Consider the following 18,151-nt stretch of genomic DNA (forward strand, 5'->3'; position numbering starts at 1 on the left):
ACATCCGCCTCTTCGCCCTGCCGGCGGACGAAGACTGACCCGTGGTGGCGGACTTCGTGCTCGAGGTTGCCGGAGAGCTCGGCCTGACAGTGCTGCGGGCAGGGGGCCGGCGGTTCGTTCGGGGCGTTTCATGTGCGTACGAAAGCCCTCCGGTCTCTGAGGTGGGCGGCCGGGGCTGGTCGACGGCGGCGGTCAGCGGCGGCGGAGGCGGGCGTCGAAGGAGTCGCGGAGGCCGTCGCCGATGAAGTTGAAGCCGATCACGATCAGGACGATGGCCAGGCCAGGCGGATAGATCAGCCACCAGTAGTCGCTGTAGACGTAGTCCACCCCGTCGGTGAGCATGCCGCCCCAGTCCGTCGTGGGGGGCGCGAGACCGAGCCCGAGGAAGCTCAGGTACGCCAGGTAGATGATGGCGTCGGCGACCTGGAAGCTGGCGCTGACCACGATCGTGCCCAGCGATCCAGGCAGGATGTGCCGGCTGACCGCCCACCAGCGGCCGCCGCCCATGAGCCGCACCGCCTGTACGTACTCGCGCACCCGCAGGCTCAGCGAGTCGCCGCGTACCAGCCGGGCGGGCACCAGCCAGGAGATCAGCGCGATGAGGATGACCAGCGACCACACGGTGGGCCGCCAGATGGCCGCGATGACCAGCAGCAGGAAGATCGCCGGGACCGCCAGCAGCGCGTCCACGACCCGCATCATGAGCGAGTCGATCGCGCCGCCGAAGAAGCCCGCGACGGCCCCCCACAGGGCGCCGATCACCGTGCCGAGCAGTCCCGCGCCCACGCCCACGATGAGCGAGGTCTGTCCGGCGGCCATGAGCCTGCCGAGCTGGTCGTATCCTGCCTGGTCGGTGCCGAGCGGGTGGCCGGGCGAGCCGGGCGGCAGCTCGACGGAGTTCAGGTCGGTGTGCACCTGGTCGGTCTGGTAGAACAGCGGGCCGACGAAGCTGAACACGATCAGCCCGATGACGATGACCAGTCCGAGCACGGCGAGCCTGTTGTCCAGGAAGGTACGCAGGCCGAGCCGGAAGTTGCCGGGGCTGCGAGCGATGTCGGTGGTCATGCGCCGGCGTACCTCACTCGTGGATCAAGAAGGGCGTAGGCGAGGTCGGCCAGCAGGGAGCCGATGGCCGTGGCCGCGGCGATCACCAGGACGATGCCGAGCAGGATCGGGTAGTCCCTGTTCTGCGCCGCCTCCCAGAACAGCAGGCCCATGCCCGGATAGTTGAACGTCGCCTCGGTGATCAGCGAGCCGCCGAACAGGAACGGCACGTACAGGCCGAGGAGTGTGACCACGGGACGCAGCGCGTTGGGCAGGACATGCCGGCCGATCACGCGCCGCGACAGCGCGCCCTTGGCACGGGCCGTGCGTACGTAGTCCTCGCCCAGGTTGTCCAGCGTGGCGGATCTGGCGTACCTGCTGAAGGCGGCCACGGTCAGCAGCGCCAGCGTCGCCACCGGCAGGATGAGCCCGTCGGACTGCGCGAAGATCTCCCCGAGCGTGGACCCCTGCGGCGCCTGCGGCGGCACCAGGTCCAGCGTCTGCGAGAAGACGATGATCAGCAGCATGCCGAGCAGGAACACCGGCATCGCGTAGACCACGAACACCACGCCGGTGAGGAGGTAGTCCACGGGCTTGTTGCGGCGTACGGCCTGCAGCGTCCCGAGCGGCACCGTGATCAGCAATCCGACCAGCGTGGACAGCACGGTCAGCGACAGAGTCTTGGGCAGCCGCTCGCCGATCAGCGCGAGCACGTCCTGGTTGAGCCGGTACGAGTAGCCGAAATCGCCCCGCAGGAGCCCGCCGGCCCAGCTGAGGTAATGGATGACGATCGGCTGGTCGAAGCCCTGCTCACGGTTGAACTCCAGCACCTGCTCGGCCGTCGCCGACGGCCCCAGGATCGCCCGCGCGGGCCCGCCGGGCAGCAGCCGCAACAGCACGAAGACGATGGCCGACACGATGAGCACGACGATGATCGCCTGGCCGGCACGCCGCAGCAGGTAACCCGTCACCCGTCCGCCCAGCGCTCGACGACCTCGGCCAGCACCGACAGCGGCAGCGCGCCGTGGCTGAGGATCTCGGCGTGGAAGTCGCGCAGGTCGAACGCCGAAGGGCCGAGTTTGGACTCGGCCATGGAACGCAGCCGCCTGATCTCCAGCCTGCCCAGCATGTAACCGAGCGCCTGGCCCGGCCAGCTGATGTAGCGGTCGATCTCGTTCTCGACGTTCTTGGGGGTCAGGGCGCTGTGGTCGTACATGTAGGTGACGGCGCGGTCGCGGCTCCAGCCCATCGCGTGCATGCCGGTGTCGACGACCAGCCGGCACGCGCGCCAGAAGTCGAAGGAGATCATGCCGAGCCGCGACACGTCGGACGTGTACAGGCCCATCTCGTCGGCCAGCCGCTCGGTGTAGAGCGCCCAGCCCTCGGTGAAGGCCGTGACCCGCGCGTGGCGGCGGAAGTCGGACTGCTCGGCCAGCTCCTGTGACAGCGCGAGCTGGGTGTGGTGTCCAGGCGCGGACTCGTGGAAGGCCAGCGCCTCCGCCTCGAACCTGAACCGGGTCTCGGGTTTGTAGGTGTTGACCCAGTAGGTGCCTGGGCGGGCGCCGTCGCCGCTGGGCCACTGGTAGTAGCCGAGCAGGCCGTTCGGGGCCTCGTACGGTGACATCGGCCGCACCTGGCAGGCCACCTCGGGCAGTCGCCCCACCCAGGCGGGCAGCGCCTCCTGTGCCCTGGTCAGCGCGGTGCGCGCGGCGGCGAGTACGTCCTCGGCGGAGGTGAAGCGCAGGCTCTCGTCCTCGCGCAGGCGGCGGGTGATCTCGGTGAAGTCGGCGGTGCCGAGCGTGCGCCCACCCAGCTCGCGCATCTCCTCGACGAGCTCGGCCACCAGGTCGAGGCCGGTGCGGTGGATGTCCTCGACGCTCCGGTCCGTCGTGGTGTGCATGGCGGCGAGCCGCTGGTAGAGCTCCACGCCGCCGGGCAGGTGCGCGATGCCGGGGTGGTCGTCGTCGCGCGACTCGGGCGCGACCTGGTCGAGCAGGTGGCGGCGGTAGCCGGCGATGGCGGGGCGCACCTCGTCCCGTACGACGCCGACCAGCCGGTCGCGCCACGAGCTCGACGTGCCAGGCGGCTCCTGCACGCCCACCAGCGGGTCGTCGGCGATGGGCGCCTCCAGCTGCGCGGCGAGCTGATCGGCCAGGTTGCGCACGAGCCTGCCCACCGGCCGCCGGCCCGCCGCCGCTCCGGCGGCGAGCCGCTCGGTGAGCAGGCCGAGCCAGTCCGGTACGCCGGCGCACCTGCGCAGGTACGCCTCCGCGTCGTCCGGGGTCTTCAATTGGGCCTTGGCGAAGCCGACCAGGACCACCGCGCCCACGCCTGTGCTCGCCATGGTGGCGACCGTGTAGTCCTCGGCCCTGGCCTCCAGCGCCAGGAGCTGGTCCGCGGTCTGGCGCAGCAGCAGCGCGTGGGTGATGCGCCGCTCGGGGTCCAGGGCGGCGGGCGGGACCTGGCCCGCCCGCTCCTGGACGCTCATGAGCTTGGCGCGGGTGCGCGCGACGCCCTCGTCGCTGGGGTCGGGCAACTCGCCGATGTACTCGGCGTGGCCGAGCTGGGAGGCGTACAGCGGCTGGGTGGAGAGCTGGAGGCGGAACAGCTCCTCGGCGAGGGTGTCCACCTGGATGTGGTCGTCGGTCATCTATTTCTTCCAGTTCCAGAGCTCGGGAGTGACGCCGCTGTACGGGTTCTGCCCGTCGGCGCCCTGAAGGCCGTTGCGGACCATGGAGAGCTGGTACGAGGGATTGGGTACCCACAGCACGGGCACCTGCTGGGCGAGGTACTCCTCAAATGCCTTGAGCTCCTCCGGGCCGCCGGTGATCGACGCCTCGATGAGCTCGTCCGCCTTCGGGTCGGAGTAGTGCCCGGCGTTGCTCGAACCGGTGGAGTGGAACAACTGCTCGCCCGTCGGGTAGGGCTGCACGTTGCTCCCGCCGCCCCACACGGCCGTCTGCCACGGGCAGCCGTCCGGCTTCTCCCTGGTGCAGGGCGCGAACGCCTCGGTGATGATCTGCGCGAACGGCGTGGGCTGGACCTGGAAGGCGATGCCCGCCTTCTGCTGGAACACCGACTGCTGCGACTGCATCTCCAGCAGCACCGGCCTGCGGTTGCTGGTGACGATGGCCTCGAAGGCCAGCGGCGTGCCCGCCTCGATGCCCTCGCCGCACTGGCCGGGCCCGGTGCCGGGGCTCTTGCACGTGGTCTGTCCGCCTGGCTTGACGTCCCAGCCGTTGTCCCGCAGCAGCGTGACCGCCTTGTTCTCGTCGTAAGGGAACGGCGCGTTCTTGACCGTGGCGTACGGGTTGGCCGGCTCAAGCGGGATCGGCCCGTACTGCTGGGCGCCCTGGCCGTTGAACACCTTGTCGATGATGAGCGGCTGGTCGATCAGCGACTGCATGGCCTGGCGGATGTAGGTCTGCCTGACCAGCGGGCCCGTCTCGGGGTTGTTGTAGTTGAGCGCCAGGTAGTTGACCGTCCAGTTCCTCCACGGCACGAAGGTGTAGCCGTCCTTCTCCAGCCGCTCGCGCTGGTTGAGGTTCTTGAACGGCAGCGGGCCGACGTCGATGTCGCCGGCCACCAGGGCGTTGAACGCGGCGTCCTCGGTGGTGAACGGCACCTGCTCGAACCGCTTGACCGTCGGCTTGGCCGGCCCCGTGTACGCGTTGTTGGGCACGAACGTGATGTGGCCGTCGGTGGTGTACTTGCTCAGCGTCCACGGCCCGCTCACCGTCTTCCACAGCGGGTTGGTGGCGTACTCGGCGGGCTTCTTGGACTCCTCCATGAGCCGGTCGAGCACGGCCTTCGCGCCCGCCTCCGTGCGGTCGTCGTCGCCGTTGCCCCACGCGTGGTGCGGCAGCGGGACGATGAGGCTGAGCTGGTTGCCGGTGAACCAGTCCGCCGAGACGGGCTCGGTCAGCGTCAGCTTGAACGTCTTGTCGTCGACGGCCTCGAACGTGTCGATGTTGTCGGGGATGTTGCCCTTGACGTATCCGGACCAGCGGGTCGGGTTGTGCTTGATCAGGTTGATCCAGAACTCGACGTCACGGCTGGTGATGGGCTTGCCGTCGGACCAGTTGTAGTCGTGCAGTTTGACCGTGACGCTGCGCTTGTCGTCGGCGTACGCGGGCTCCTCGGCCAGGGCCAGCCGCTCGTCGAGCGTCGGCTCGGCGCCGTTGCCCCGCCAGAACAGCGGGCGCCACATCAGGAACGAGAACTGCATCGTGTTGGGCGACCCGTTGTGGCCGGGGTCGGTGATGGGCAGGATCCAGTTCGGTACGACGCCGGGGAACTCGGCGAAGCGGATCACATCGCGATCGATGTCATCGCCCTGGGCGCCGCTTCCCGACCCGGAGCACGCGGTGAGCCCGGCCGCGAGTACGGCGGTCAGGACTATGCGGGCACTTCGTCGGAAACGCATGTCACGAGACGCTAGCGATGCGGTTTCACCGGCCGGGAGAAACAGTTGCTCAAGAAATTCGCCCGGTCTCTGAACATTTGTGGAGCGATGTCCGCTCTAGTGTGAGTTGTTCTGAGGTGGGAGGAGACCGGGTTGGCCGCGTTGCTCGAGATCGAGGACCTGCACACGCACATTCACCGGCGCGACGACTCCGTGCACGCCGTCGACGGCGTGTCGCTGTCGGTCGGGCGCGGCGAGACCCTCGGGATCGTCGGTGAGTCCGGCTGCGGCAAGACCATGACCGCGCTGTCGGTCATGGGGCTGCTCCCGCCTGGCGGCGAGATCACCGCGGGGCGGATCACGTTCGACGGGCAGGAGCTTACCGGGCTCGGCGAGCGCGAGTTGGCCGGGCTGCGCGCGGACCGGATCGCCATGGTGTTCCAGGACCCGCTGTCGTCGCTGAACCCGTCCATGACGGTCGGCCACCAGATCGCCGAGACGTTCTGGCTGCACCGCGACGTGTCGTGGGCGCGGGCGCGCGAGCGCGCGGCCGAGATGCTCGATCTGGTGGGCATCCCGGGGGCGCGTGGGCGGGCCGGCGACTACCCGCACCAGTTCTCCGGTGGCATGCGCCAGCGGGTGATGATCGCCATGGCGCTGGCCTGCGAGCCCGACCTGCTGATCGCCGACGAGCCCACCACCGCGCTCGACGTCACCACGCAGCGGGAGATCCTGGAGCTCTTCGACGAGCTGCGGGACCGCTTCCACATGGCGATGATCCTGGTCACGCACGATCTCGGCGTCATCGCGGGCCGCGCGGACCGGGTCGCCGTCATGTACGCGGGGCGCCTGGTGGAGTCCGCCACCACCGCGGAGTTGTTCGCGCGGCCCCGGCACCGTTACACCGAGGCGCTGTTCAAGGCGGTGCCCGACGGCGGGCGGCGCGCGGACGGGCCGCTGGAGAACATCCCCGGCCTGCCGCCCGACCTGGCGAGGTCGCTGACCGGGTGCAGGTTCGCGGCGCGTTGCAGGCATGTACAGGATGACTGTACGGCGGGAGAGGTCGGCCTGGTCGAGGCGGGGGCGGGACACCTGATGGCCTGCCTGCACCCGGCCCCGGCGGAGGGCGCGGCGCTCCAGGTCAGGGACCGGGCGGAGGCACCACCCGCCGTCCCCGAGCCCGCTGCACCCGCGCCCGCCACGCCTGCGCTGGCCGCTGAGGCGCTGGTCAAGGACTTCACCGTGGGTGGCGCGTGGCAGCGGCGCAAGGTCAGCGCGGTGGCGGGCGTCTCGCTGGAGATCGGCGAGCGCGAGACGTTCGGGCTGGTCGGCGAGTCGGGCTCGGGCAAGTCCACGCTGGGCAGGCTGCTGGTCGCGCTCGACAAGCCCACGAGCGGCTCGGTGGTGGCCGGCGGCACCGACCTGTTCTCCATGCCCGCACGCGACCTTCGGCTGCGCCGGCGCGACCTGCAACTGGTCTATCAGGACTCCGCCGCCGCACTCGACCCGAGGATGCGGGCCGGTTCGCTGCTGGCCGAGCCGCTGCGGATCCAGCGCATCGGTGATCGCGGGTCCCGCATGGACCGGGTGGCGCGGCTGCTCGACGACGTGGGCCTGCCGCGGAACGCCGCCGAGCGGTATCCGCACGAGTTCTCCGGCGGCCAGCGGCAGCGGCTGGCGCTGGCCCGCGCGCTCGCGCTCGAACCGAAGATCATCGTCGCCGACGAGCCGGTGTCCGCGCTCGACGTCAGCGTGCAGGCGCAGATCCTGAACCTGATGTCCGACCTGCAGGCCGAGCACCACCTGACGTACGTGTTCATCTCCCACGACCTGGCCGTGGTGCGCTATCTGGCCGACCGCATCGGCGTGATGTACCTCGGCAAGCTGGTCGAGGTCGGTGACCGGGACGAGGTGTACCAGCGGCCGCTGCACCCGTACACGAGGCAACTGGTCGAGGCCGCGCCCAAGCCGGACCCGGCCACGGAGCGCGGCAAGCGCGTGGTGATCGAGGCGGGCGATCCGCCCTCGGCCACAGAGCCGCCCTCCGGGTGCCGCTTCCGGCTGCGTTGCCCGCTCGCGCAGGACGTCTGCGCCGAGGTCGAGCCTCAGCTCCAGCCGGCCGCGCCCCGCGGCGGCTCGGTGGCCTGCCACTTCCCGCTGGTGGACTGACGCCGCTTCTCGCCGGTGGACTGACGGCGCGCGAACCTGGCCAGCTTGAGCCCGACGTGCAGGCTCAGCCGGTCGGCGCCGTCGTGCACGTCGATGCTCGCCAGGTGCTCCACCTTCTGCAGCCGGTAGTAGAGCGTGCCGCGTGACAGGTGCAACTCGCGCGCCGTCGCCTGCGCGTCGCCGCCGAGGTCGAGGTAGCGCTCGACGGTCTGCACCACCTGGGGGTCGGCCTCGCGGATGAGCCGGCCGACGCGCGGGTCGAGCACGCTCTCCGCGTCCGGCAACTGGGTCAGCGCCCGGTAGACGCCCAGCCTCGACCACACCCCCACGTCGTCCTGAGCCGGGATCACCTCCGCCACGTCGGCCGCCATGCGTGCCTGGCGGTAGGACGTACGCGCCTGCCCCGGCCGCTCCTGCGGGTCGCCGACGCCGAGCACCACCCTGGCGTCGCGGCCGTCCTCGGTGGCGCGCTGGATCAGCACGTCCCGGGCGGCCTGGCCGACGTCGAGCGCGCGGGCCGAGGCCGTGCGGGCGCTGCGCGCGGGCACCAGGACCGCGCTGTGGTCGCCGTACGCGATGCCGTGGAACTCGCTGTGCGCGAACTGCCTGGTCAGCGTCCTGAGCCCCTCGGCCAGTTGCGTCTTGGGGCGGGGGTGGTCCGCGTCGACGTAACGCAGCACCGCGACGACGATGTACGACTCCGGGGAAATCAGCCCGGCCTCCGCCGCCTGCCTGACCGCCTCCTCGCGCAGGTCGTCGAAGGGGGACAGCAGGTGCCCGACCACGTTGTCGGCCAGCCGTGCCGCGAGGAGTTCCTCGTACATCAGCACCCCTGCGTGCCTGGCCGCCTCGACGGCCACCTCCACCTGCTCAGGCCCGAGCAGGTCGCCCTCGTCGATGAGCCACAGGAACCCGGTCAGCAGGCCGTGGTGGCGCACCGGGAGGCACAGCCTGGCCAGCGCGCCCACCGAGGCGTCGCCCGGAATGCGCAGCGGCTCGGTGGAGGTGAGGATGCCGAACTTCCTGAACCAGTCGCGGATCTCCGGCCGGGTACGGCGGCGCAGGATGGACTCCTGCCTGACGTGGTCGACGGGGCTGGTGTGTGAGGAGTAGGCGACCGTGCGCTGTTCCTCGTCCTCCAGCAGAGCCGGTGTGCCCAGCCGTTCGGCCACGTCGTCGATGAGTGCTTGCAGGTCTTCCAACATGGCCGTCCTCCGAGTGTCGAGGAAACGTGTCAGATTCTTTGTAGTGGACCCCATGTTGAGAAGGAAGGACCATCCTGTGACGCCTGTGTTTCCTCATGGCCGCCCGGAGGCGTTCCCCGCCGGGTCCTGTTCCCTCTGGGCGAGGGGTGTCGATCGCTTGCCGGCTGCGACCACGAATGCACAGTAGCCTCGGTTCGAAAGTTTTCAATGGGCCGAAGGTTTCGATATTCAGAAGGCCTGAAACCTTCAAATAAAAGGCTTTGTCGCAAGTTATATTTGGCGAATCGACTACCGGGTTGAAGGCGTCCTGGCGGGGTTGACCTTGACGCCAGGGTCAAGGTTCTAGCGTCCACGCATGACCACCAAGACCACAACGGCGGACAGCAGGAGAGCCACCGGAGGCGGTTATCCCGCGTGGCTCGTGTGCCTGCTGCTCCTGACCTTCGTCATCGGCACCGACGACTTCGTCATCGCCGGAGTGCTCGGCCCGATCGCCGGCGACCTCGACGTGTCCGAGGCCGCGGCCGGGCAACTGGTGACGGTGTTCTCCCTGACCTACGCCGTCGCGGCCCCGCTGATGGCCGTGATCACCGCACGGCTGCCGCGGCGTACGCTCATGATCACCGGGATGCTCGTCTTCGCCGCACTGAACGCGCTGGCGGCGCTCGCTCCCACCTATGCCGTGCTGCTGGCCTGCCGGGTGCTGGCCGCCCTCACCGCCTCGATGATGACTCCCGCCGCCTTCGTCACCACCGCCGCGCTGGCCCCACCCGAGAAGGCGGGGCGCTTCATGGGGGTGGTGACGGCAGGGCTGACCTTCTCGCTGGTCATCGGGGTGCCTGGCGGGACCTGGCTGGGTGGCTGGCTGGGGTGGCGCTCGACCATGCTCCTCATCGTCGCCCTGGCGCTGGTCGTGGCCGCCGGCCTGGCGCGGTTCATGCCCGTACTGGCCGAGGCGCCGGCCCTCACACTCAGACAGCGACTCGCCCCGCTGACCTCCAGGGCCGTGGTCGTCTCCCTGGTCGCCATGGTGCCCGCCGCGGTCGGTGGCTACATGGCGTTCGTCTACATCGCTCCCGTCGCCGCCGCCCTGTCCGGCGTGAGCACGAGCGGGCTCGCGCTGCTCATCGCCGTGATCGGCGTCGCCGGCATCGCGGGGGCCTGGCTGGGTGGCCGCGGCACGGACAGATGGGGGCCCGATCGTACGATCCTCCTGGCTCTCGGCGTGCAGGTGACGGCCACGCTGGTGCTGCCCGTGCTCGCCTGGCTGTGGCCGGGACGTGTGCCGATGGCGCTGACCGGCCTGGTGCTGGTCTGCTGGCAGATCGGCGGCTGGGCGTTCAACGCCCCGATCCAGACGCGCCTGACGCGCATCGCCGGACCGTCGGGCGGTGAGGCCGTCGCGCTGAACATCAGCGCCATGTACCTCGGCATCGCCATCGCGGGGGCGGCCGGCGGAATGGCGCTGTCCGGTGGCGGCGCGGCGGCGGTGCTGATCGTGGGCGGCGCCTTCGCGCTGCTGGGCCTGCTGGCGTTCGCCGCCGCCATCCGCGGCCCGCACTAACCTGTCAGTGGAACATGGGAGGGAGCGGTGCACATAGGCGAGCTGGCCCGCCGTACGGGGGCCACCACACGCGCCCTGCGCTACTACGAGCAGCAGGGCTTGCTGACCGCCGAGCGCGGCGACAACGGCTATCGCGAGTACGACTCCTCCGCCGTGACGCTCGTGCGCAACATCAGGACGCTCCTGGCCGCCGGGCTCACCTCCGACGACATCCGGCGGATAGACGGCTGCCTGGCCAGGGATCTGACGGCCGAGACCCCGTGCGAGGCGGTCGTCGAGCTGTACGAGCAGCGACTGCGGACGGTCGAGGAGCGCATGCGGGCTCTCTCCGAGGTGCACTCCCGGCTGCGAACCGGGCTCCGAGCCGTGCGGTCGAAAACCTAGTCGCGCGGTTCGGGGCAGGCTCCGGACAGGTATATGGACTCCTCCAGCAGTTGCGGCGTCAGCCTGATGCCGGTGAGACGCTCGGTCAGCAGGAACGCCGGCCCGTCGTGGAGGTCGGTGCGCTCGCCGATCCGCTCCATGATCGCCACGAGCTCGTCCGGCACCTCCTCCGAGAAGCCGTCCTGCGGCACGAAGGAGAACCGGAGCTGCCCGTCCTCGATCCAGTAGAAGTACTCGTTGCCCTTGATGTTGCGGAAATGGGAGACGAGGCGGGTGCCCGCCGACAACGGCATGATGATGTCCTCGTTGATGCCGAGCAGACCGTTGGGCTGGACTATGAACACCCAGTCGCCGACGGCCGTGGCGCCGAAGAACATGCCCTCCCGGTCAGGCTCGGCGTACGCGGCGTCGACCAGCTCCCCGAGCCCCATGAGCGCGAAGTCCTCTGTCCGGGCGCCGAGCCGGCCCACCAGCTCCTCGGGCGACAGACCGCGGACGTAGGTGAAGCAGTAGGCGTCCGCGAGGTCGGGGAAGCGCTCGACGGAGAACCAGCTGTAGTCATCGTCAGGGATCATTCCGTCATGCTCGCATCATCGGCCGACATCTGCCCCAAGGTGGGTGGGTCAGCCTTTTGAGCCGGTGACCGCGATGCCGGCGATGAGCTGGGGCGGATCAGAGGTCGAACTCTCCGCCCTTGGCTCCGCTCAGGAAGGCGTTCCACTCTCCTAGGGTGAAGACGAGGGCCGGGCCGGTCGGGTTCTTGCTGTCTCGGACGGCGACGATGCCGGGGAGATTGTCAGCAACCTCAACGCACTGGCCGCCGTTGTCGCCGCTCACAGTGGCCCTGCGCCATTCCGCGCCGTCGAGGCTCACTGCCTGCTTGTCCATCGTTCGATCGCTTCCTCAATGACGGTTAGGGACTGTCTCCGGGGTAGAGCGTCCACATCCTGCCTGAGTGGGCACTACCTGAACCATCACCTTGGGGAGCTGGGCAACGGTCTTGAGGTGGGTGAGCTGGTCGCGCAGAATGTCGTTGCCTCCGATCGGCCTGTGGAGTACCGCCTCTTCGAGAATCGCAACGATTTTTGGCGGATCGTTTCTTTTCAGAATGTCTGCCCGTTGTATGCGGGCTTGTACCTACTCATCGACAAGTTCGGCGGGGAGGGCCGGGCTGGCCTGGAACAGTGCTCGGGCGTAGGCGGGCGTCTGGAACAGGCCGGGGACGAGCAGCGGGTCCCAGGACTGGACGACGAGTTCGTGGACGACGCCCAGTTGATCGTCTCCGAGCTGGTGACGAACGCGGTCAACGCGCTCGGTTTCCAGGACAACCGGACGAGGATGGGAGTCATCCTCGCCTCCCAGTCGCTGATTCGGATCACCATCACCGAGTTGGCGTACGAGCTGAGCATCGAGGTGTGGGATGGCGGCCAGGGCGCACCGAAGCAGCGGCCTGCCGGCATCGACTCCATCAACGGGCGCGGCCTGGAGATCGTGGCCGCCCTGGCGAAGAAGTGGGGCTGCCGCTTTCCCAGGGAAGGCGAGCAGGTCGGCGGAAAGGTCGTGTGGGCCCTTCTACCTCATGGCCTGTCGGGGATGCGATAGGGGCGGGGGCCGGGCTCACGGTCCCTGGTCGCGGCGGGCGCGAGCGCGCTTGACCTGCGCGATCACCTCGTCCATCCGGGCCCGCAGCTCCGCCTCCCGCTCGGCGCCGCGCAGCCGGGCGTCGGCGTCGCTCTGCTCCCTCTCCTGCCCGATCCGCGCCTCCTCCTGGTGCAGCCGCATCTCGTAGTCGCCCATGCGCAGCCGCTCGTTCAGCCGTACGTCGTTGTCGTGCAGCCGCTCCTTGCTCTCCACCAGGGCGGCGAGCCGCCGGTCGTACGCGCCGGGCCTGCTGATCAGCTTGGTGAGCACGGGGAAGCAGTCGATGAGGATGAGCAGGCCGGCGACCAGCAGGTGAGCCCACCAGACGGTCCAGCTCCTGGCCGACAGCTGGTTGAGCGCCTCGAACCGTTCGAGCAGGCCGGGCACCGTGGCGTGCTTGTCGCGCTCCGCCGCGATCCTCTCCTCGATCAGCCGCGGCACCTGCTCGGCGTAGGCGGCGCGCGCCTCGTTGTGGCGCGTGGTCTCGGTGACGACCTTGTCCCGCAGGTCGTCGAGCCTGCGCCGGTTGTCGTCCATGTTGTTGTCGCGGCTGAACCTGTCGAGCGTCTCGGCGCGGATGCGGCAGCGCGGACCTTCGCCGTCGATCCCGCTGGTGCCCTGCACCTTGCCGCCGGTGCACTCCTCGGCCCGCAGGCCACGCAGCCGGGTCTCCTCGTCGATCAGCGGCCTGACCGACGCCTCCAGCGCGTCCCGCTCCTCGGTGGCGCGCCTGAGCGGGCCGCCGTCAGGAGGGGAGACGGTCAGCTTGTACGCCGTGCAGTCCGCGCCCGCGACCGGCGTGGGATAGCAGTTGCCGTACGCGGCACGCAGCCGATCCTCGGTCGCCTGGTAGGTCGTCTTGATCTGCTCGCCGATGGCCGTTTCGAAGATCTTCATGGTCATCGGCTCCGAGATGAGCGCGCCGATCACCAGCGCGACCAGCAGCCGGGGGAGCAGCATCGCAACGCGGCCGCGCCCGATGACCCCGTGCGTGCTGGCGATCAGCCAGCTGTCCAGGACGCAGATCAGCCCACCCCACAGCACCGCCGTCACGATCGCCGGTGCCATGGAGACCTGGAGGAACTGGTTCAACGCGATCCACAGCGACGCCGCCGCCATCACCGGGGCGCACAACACGATCGCCCCGGTACGGGTGAGCTTCGGCCGCTCCTCCGGAACCCAGGCCAGGACGTCCTCCTGGACCCCGATCAGCGCACGCAACAAGCGGCCGGGACCGTGGCCTCGGCCCAGCAGGGGCGCCGGCCAGTCGCCGCTCTTCAGCCCGCTCACCTCGGGCGTCTTGTAGCTGGTCATCAGTCGGCGTCCGCAGGAGTGGAGGAGCCCTGCTCCTTTTGGCCGGCGCCTTCCGCGGGCGCGGTCGCGGCGTCGTCCACGGTTTCCAGAGCCTGGACGTCCTCGACGACGATCGCGGTGTGCGGCGTGCCCGTGACGTCCTGCAGCACGCTGAAGATCACTTCGGTGAGGTCGGTGTGGTCGCCCTGGCCACGGTTGATCAGGCTCTGCGCGATCTGCATCTTGAGCTCGCGATCACGCGCGTTCTGCTCGCGCTCCCACGCCTGCTGCTCCTTCTCGTCCTTCCACTTGCGCTCCTCGCGGAGGTTCTCCAGGTCCTGCTGGCGCAGGGTCTTCTGGTGTTCGAGCCGCACCCGCTCACGCGTCCACTCGAGTTCGGTGTCCTCCCGGCCGGCCGCCAGCTGCTGCTGGGCCGTCTGCGTCGTGTGCTCCAGGCGGAGCTTCTCCATGTCGTGCTCCCGCTGGCGCTCCTCCCGCGTCACGTCCCACTGCTGCAGGCGGGACTCCCGCTCCATCTCGAGGCGGATCCGCTCGTGACCGTGGTCGGAGTCGCGCTCGGCGAGCTTGGCCTCGAGCTCCTGGCGGGAGGTCTCGAGCTGCCGCTTGTGGTGGCGGCCCGCCGTGTCCTCCTCCCATTCGCGATCGAGCTGGAGATGCAGGCGCTCCCGCTGGGCGAGGCGCTCGGCCTGGTCCTCCTCCCGGCGCCTGCGGGTCTCCTCGTCGGCGCGGCGCATCAGTTCGGAGGGGCTCAGCTCGCCGCGGGCCATGGCCAGTGAGATCGCGGCGTACGGATCCCTGGCGACCTCCTCGCCGAGCATCCGCCCCCGGCGCAGCTCGGCGGCGAGATCGCCCTGACGCTGCTCGTGGGTGAAGTCGGCCTCCTCGCGCTCGTGGTCGCGGGTCAGGCGCCGCTCGCGGGTCAGCCGGTCAAGCCGCTCGCGTTCGGTCTCTCCCTCCTCGCGCGCCAGCTCGCGGGTGAAACGGTGGGCGTCGATCTGGTCGTCCTGCTCGTACGAGCGCTGCTTGGTCCTGAGCGCGCGTTCCAGCTCCAGCTCGCGTTCCTGTTGCTCGTGCGCCTTGAGGCGTTCCTCCAGCTTGCGCTGCTCCTCCAGGACGGCGGCGGGTGTGAGCACCTCGACGCTGGACAGCCGCACGTCCATCCCGCGGAACTTCGGCTCGCACGTCTGCGCGTAGACGCCCAGCTCGATCTGCGCGTCGTCCTGCACCTTGAGCACCGCGTCGATCGGGTGCTCGAGGCCGAGCTGATAGAGACGGTGATAGCCCTTCAGGTAAGCGAGCACGGCTTCGTCGAGGTCCCGGTGGCCGACCTGCGCCACGGTGATCTCATCCGTGACCGTGCAGGCGAACGTGACCCGCAGGGTGAACTGGTCCACGCCGCTCGACTGCAGTGCGAGCTGCACGGTGATCGGCTTGTCCCTGGTCATGTCCACGACGCAGTAGCTGGTGGCGTTGACCAGGTGCTCGTCGTCGCCGCTGAGCCGCCGCTGCTTGCCGCTGGTGTACGTCACGCCGTCGGTCACGACGACGGCCTCGTGAGTACGCGCCTTGGGGATGTCGGCGGCGGGCCGGGCACGGCCCCTCAGCCCGAAGAGTCCGCGCTTGTCGACCGGTGGGAGGAGGTCTTGGCTGATGATCGGATATGACGTGCTCACTGGCACTCCTGCTGGAAGATCGAGGTGACGAGAGACGCGAAGGGCGGGGCGTGTCCTGCTCCACGCCGGGTGGCGTACAGCACGAACTGGGACGCGAACGGGGTGCGTTCGCGGAGGGGGAGCGCCGCCTTGAGCGCGGCGATGAGGGGACCGGGCGCCGCCTCGGGCTCCTTGTCCAGCACCTCGAGGAGGTCGAAGATCAGCGAGAAGGCGTCGGTGCGCCTGGGCCTGTAGACGGCGAGCAGCGCCAGGAGCTCCCCGAACAGCGGGGCCGCCTCGCGGGCGGCGAGGTGCTCGGCCGCGACGTGCCGCTCGCCGTATCGGATCCGGAGCACGTCCATGGCGATGTCCACGGTGCGCTGGAAGGTGTCCATGTTCCCCCGGGCGAACCGGCGCAACCGGGCGATGAGCTCCTCCAGGACGACCTGGTCGTCGCCGGTGCCGGCGTCGTTCAGAGTGAGGTACAGGAGGGCGATGGCGGTGGCCGCGCTGTCGGCGGTCTCCGGCTGCTGCCACAGAAGCCACAGATGACGCAGGGCGTCGTGCGGGTAGAGCACGCCGACGCCTCCGGAGAAGGCGAAGGCCGCGGCGCATCTACGCAGTTCGTCCTTGCTCCTCGACCACCTGATCGCGGTACGCCTGGCCAGCGGCGCGGCCGTGTCGATCATGCACATGAACGACAACACGTCCCTGGCGGCCGTCCACGCGCGCCAGCCGTGCTCTCCGCACGACCATGGCTGCAGGACATGAGTGCGTACGCCGTCGAAGTCGTATTCGGCAAGCAGCGCCAGCCCCTGCGAGACGCGGATGCGGACCTCAGGGTCGGGATCGTCGACGATCTCGTTGAGCCACTCGAACAGGTGCTCCCAGAACGTCTGGGGATAGAGGTTGCAGAACTCGGCGATGACGTGGGTGCGGTAGCCCTCGGACTTGAACTCCACGCAGCGTTGCGTCTGGCCGGGGATCGCGTCGCCGTTCTCCACGGCTCGCCTGGGGGTGGTGACGAGCGACCGCTCGCCGCGCTTCCTGATCGGTTCGAGCGCCTCCGGCCGAGCCGGCTCCTCGGTGTCGGGTGGTGGCGGGATGACGGCGGCGGCCAGTTGGTCACGCAGCGGCTCGAAGACGCCTTCTGGCAGTCCGTCCAGGAACACCAGGGCGGCGGCTTCGAGCAGATCGCGTGGCTCCGGGCGGCCCTCGAACCACTCCTCGACCTTCCGCCGTAAAGCCAGATCAAGGCCATCGAGTGATTTGTCGGGATCCATCCCGCTGGCCAGGTTGCGGGCGAACAGCACGATGTCGGCCAGGCTGTGCTCGTGCAGCAGCGCCGGCTCGACCCCCGCCTCCCCCACCTCGTGGGCGGCCAGGATGCTCTCGGGGGAGGGGCGTTCCCAGCGGAAGTGCGGTACGAGCTTGGACACCTCCCGCTCGCTGGTGATGACCAGGTGGGTGCCCTCGGTCGCCTCGATCTTCCCGGCCAGGGCGCCCAGGCTGACGTCGCTGTCGCCCCGCTCCGCGTCCTCGCCCGGACAGTCGAACACCAGGTAGGCCGTGTCCTTCTGGTAGTCGTCGCGACCGGCCAGCTCTGTCAGGTCGGGGAGCAGCATGACCATGCGGCGCTCACCGCCGAGGTCGCGCAGCAGGTTGAGCGCGCCGGTCCGCTTGCCATGGCCGTCGGGGCCGTACAGGACGATGACCGGCGATTCGTCGCGCAGCGTGTCCAGCGCCTCGGTGTAGCGGTCAGGTCGCGCGTACCGGCGGCAGGAATCGTCGACCACGCGCGGTGGGACACGTCCCTCCCTGCGGCGCGTGACGTGCCCGGTCATCGCGTCGGCTATGCCGATCGCCGAGCTCGGGCCCATGCTGACCGGGCCGTTGATGGTGACGCTCGCGTGCTGGCTGGACCGCATCTCCTTGGGGGCGTCCGCCGGGGTGGGGCCGGGAGCCCCTGGTGCCTCGCTCATCGGTTGGCGATCCCGATCACGCCGTGGTCGCCCATCCGGACGGAGCCGTTGATCACCGTCGTCGTGCGCTGCTGCGCGGTCGTACGGTCGTCGGCGGCCGATTCGCCGAGGTCGAGCGCGTGGACGTCGGCCCCGGAGACGAGCAGCCACGCGGTGCCCCGGTAGGTCTTGACCGTGACGTCGACCTCGCGGAACTCCTGCGGCTCCCACGTCGTGTGGCCGGTCGCCACCGCGTGCTGGTAGACGTCGTCGGAGACGATCAGGCCGAGCAGGGCGTCGGGGGCCGCGGTCATCGCCGCCTTGACCGGCGCCGCGTCGACCAGGCGTCCCACCACGATGGGGGACTTGCCGACGTAGCCGTTCGCCCCTTCGCTCAGCGAGCCGAAGTGGATGCCGAGGCGTACGCGCGTCCGGTCGGCGGCGTCCCTGCCGACGTTGTGCGCGCGCAGCAGCCGGCTCAGGTGGCGGACGAAGTCGTCGACGAGGCGCGGCTCCTCCTCGGCGGCGGGAGCGGCGGGGAGGACGGCCAGCACCCCGTCGCCCGACGACTGGACCTGCCACGCTTCGTGGTCCAGCCGGGCGGACGCGGCCGCCCGGGTCAGTACGTCCCTGAGCATCGCCTGGTCGTCGGCCTGGCGTGCGGGAAGCCCTGTGCTGTAGCCGACGATGTCGGCATTGAGCAGGAGATGGCGTTGGTGTGATTCGTGCATGGGGGACTCCGCTTACTTGGCACGGCTGACTTGGCACGGCTTGCTGGCACGGCTTGCTTGGCACTTGGCACGGAATGGGGG

Annotated in this window: 16 protein-coding genes; 4 read left to right on the forward strand and 12 right to left on the reverse strand. The window is 69.8% G+C overall.

All coding sequences use genetic code 11. The features are described 5' to 3' along the window. Positions 1-192: 192 nt before the first annotated feature. From ITP53_RS23345 to ITP53_RS23360, 4 genes are read right to left on the reverse strand one after another with little or no spacing between them, the layout of a single operon-like run. Entirely contained in the window at positions 193-1,065 is an 873-nt protein-coding gene (locus tag ITP53_RS23345; protein ID WP_195897561.1) for an ABC transporter permease, read from the reverse strand. Then, complete coding sequence (locus ITP53_RS23350; RefSeq protein WP_195897562.1) at positions 1,062-2,015, reverse strand: ABC transporter permease; 954 nt, start codon at positions 2,013-2,015, stop codon at positions 1,062-1,064. Before ITP53_RS23350 ends, ITP53_RS23345 begins: the two co-directional genes overlap by 4 nt. Next, complete coding sequence (locus ITP53_RS23355) at positions 2,012-3,694, reverse strand: DUF885 domain-containing protein (RefSeq protein WP_195897563.1); 1,683 nt, start codon at positions 3,692-3,694, stop codon at positions 2,012-2,014. Before ITP53_RS23355 ends, ITP53_RS23350 begins: the two co-directional genes overlap by 4 nt. After that, positions 3,695-5,470, reverse strand: coding sequence for a peptide ABC transporter substrate-binding protein (locus tag ITP53_RS23360; protein ID WP_195897564.1), 1,776 nt, complete (start codon positions 5,468-5,470; stop codon positions 3,695-3,697). A gap of 132 nt (positions 5,471-5,602) precedes the next feature. Here ITP53_RS23360 and ITP53_RS23365 point away from each other — a divergent pair, with 132 nt between their 5' ends. Next, positions 5,603-7,618 carry a dipeptide ABC transporter ATP-binding protein gene (locus ITP53_RS23365; RefSeq protein WP_207756332.1) on the forward strand — a complete coding sequence of 672 codons (2,016 nt, stop codon included), beginning with the start codon at positions 5,603-5,605 and terminating at the stop codon, positions 7,616-7,618. On the opposite strand, the gene ITP53_RS23370 is transcribed toward ITP53_RS23365, so the two are convergent. Beyond that, on the reverse strand, positions 7,555-8,823 hold the full coding sequence (locus ITP53_RS23370; protein ID WP_195897565.1) for a PucR family transcriptional regulator: 1,269 nt from the start codon (positions 8,821-8,823) through the stop codon (positions 7,555-7,557). The two genes, ITP53_RS23365 and ITP53_RS23370, sit on opposite strands and share 64 nt — an antisense overlap. A 355-nt stretch (positions 8,824-9,178) precedes the next feature. Between ITP53_RS23370 and ITP53_RS23375 the strand changes: the two genes are divergently transcribed. Continuing rightward, positions 9,179-10,387, forward strand: coding sequence for an MFS transporter (locus ITP53_RS23375; protein ID WP_195897566.1), 1,209 nt, complete (start codon positions 9,179-9,181; stop codon positions 10,385-10,387). 27 nt (positions 10,388-10,414) lie between these two features. Then, positions 10,415-10,771, forward strand: a complete 357-nt coding sequence (locus ITP53_RS23380) for a MerR family transcriptional regulator (RefSeq protein WP_195897567.1) — start codon at positions 10,415-10,417, stop codon at positions 10,769-10,771. On the opposite strand, the gene ITP53_RS23385 is transcribed toward ITP53_RS23380, so the two are convergent. From ITP53_RS23385 to ITP53_RS61725, 3 genes are all read right to left on the reverse strand, one after another. Further along, positions 10,768-11,346, reverse strand: coding sequence for a DUF6461 domain-containing protein (locus ITP53_RS23385; protein ID WP_195897568.1), 579 nt, complete (start codon positions 11,344-11,346; stop codon positions 10,768-10,770). The genes ITP53_RS23380 and ITP53_RS23385 overlap by 4 nt on opposite strands. Positions 11,347-11,443: 97 nt before the next feature. Then, positions 11,444-11,659 (reverse strand): DUF397 domain-containing protein, encoded by a 216-nt coding sequence (locus tag ITP53_RS23390; RefSeq protein ID WP_207756333.1) that lies wholly within the window; start codon positions 11,657-11,659, stop codon positions 11,444-11,446. Positions 11,660-11,674: 15 nt separating this feature from the next. Further along, complete coding sequence (locus ITP53_RS61725; RefSeq protein WP_456238102.1) at positions 11,675-11,854, reverse strand: Scr1 family TA system antitoxin-like transcriptional regulator; 180 nt, start codon at positions 11,852-11,854, stop codon at positions 11,675-11,677. On the opposite strand from ITP53_RS61725, the gene ITP53_RS61730 reads away from it, so the two are divergent. Beyond that, positions 11,777-12,373: an ATP-binding protein gene (locus ITP53_RS61730; protein ID WP_195897569.1), complete on the forward strand. Its 597-nt coding sequence runs from the start codon at positions 11,777-11,779 to the stop codon at positions 12,371-12,373. The two genes, ITP53_RS61725 and ITP53_RS61730, sit on opposite strands and share 78 nt — an antisense overlap. Positions 12,374-12,388: 15 nt before the next feature. On the opposite strand, the gene ITP53_RS23400 is transcribed toward ITP53_RS61730, so the two are convergent. Genes ITP53_RS23400 through ITP53_RS23415 form a run of 4 tightly spaced genes read right to left on the reverse strand, consistent with a single transcriptional unit; the run spans position 12,389 to position 18,070 of the window. Further along, positions 12,389-13,726 carry a DUF4407 domain-containing protein gene (locus ITP53_RS23400; RefSeq protein WP_195897570.1) on the reverse strand — a complete coding sequence of 446 codons (1,338 nt, stop codon included), beginning with the start codon at positions 13,724-13,726 and terminating at the stop codon, positions 12,389-12,391. Then, positions 13,726-15,399 carry a hypothetical protein gene (locus ITP53_RS23405; protein WP_195897571.1) on the reverse strand — a complete coding sequence of 558 codons (1,674 nt, stop codon included), beginning with the start codon at positions 15,397-15,399 and terminating at the stop codon, positions 13,726-13,728. The genes ITP53_RS23400 and ITP53_RS23405 overlap by 1 nt, the downstream gene beginning before the upstream one ends. Next, positions 15,396-17,360 carry a hypothetical protein gene (locus ITP53_RS23410; protein ID WP_195897572.1) on the reverse strand — a complete coding sequence of 655 codons (1,965 nt, stop codon included), beginning with the start codon at positions 17,358-17,360 and terminating at the stop codon, positions 15,396-15,398. Before ITP53_RS23410 ends, ITP53_RS23405 begins: the two co-directional genes overlap by 4 nt. Beyond that, complete coding sequence (locus ITP53_RS23415) at positions 17,357-18,070, reverse strand: hypothetical protein (protein ID WP_195897573.1); 714 nt, start codon at positions 18,068-18,070, stop codon at positions 17,357-17,359. The genes ITP53_RS23410 and ITP53_RS23415 overlap by 4 nt, the downstream gene beginning before the upstream one ends. Positions 18,071-18,151: the final 81 nt, after the last annotated feature.

It is taken from the genome of Nonomuraea cypriaca (assembly GCF_015645445.1).
Classification (GTDB): Bacteria; Actinomycetota; Actinomycetes; order Streptosporangiales; family Streptosporangiaceae; genus Nonomuraea; species Nonomuraea cypriaca.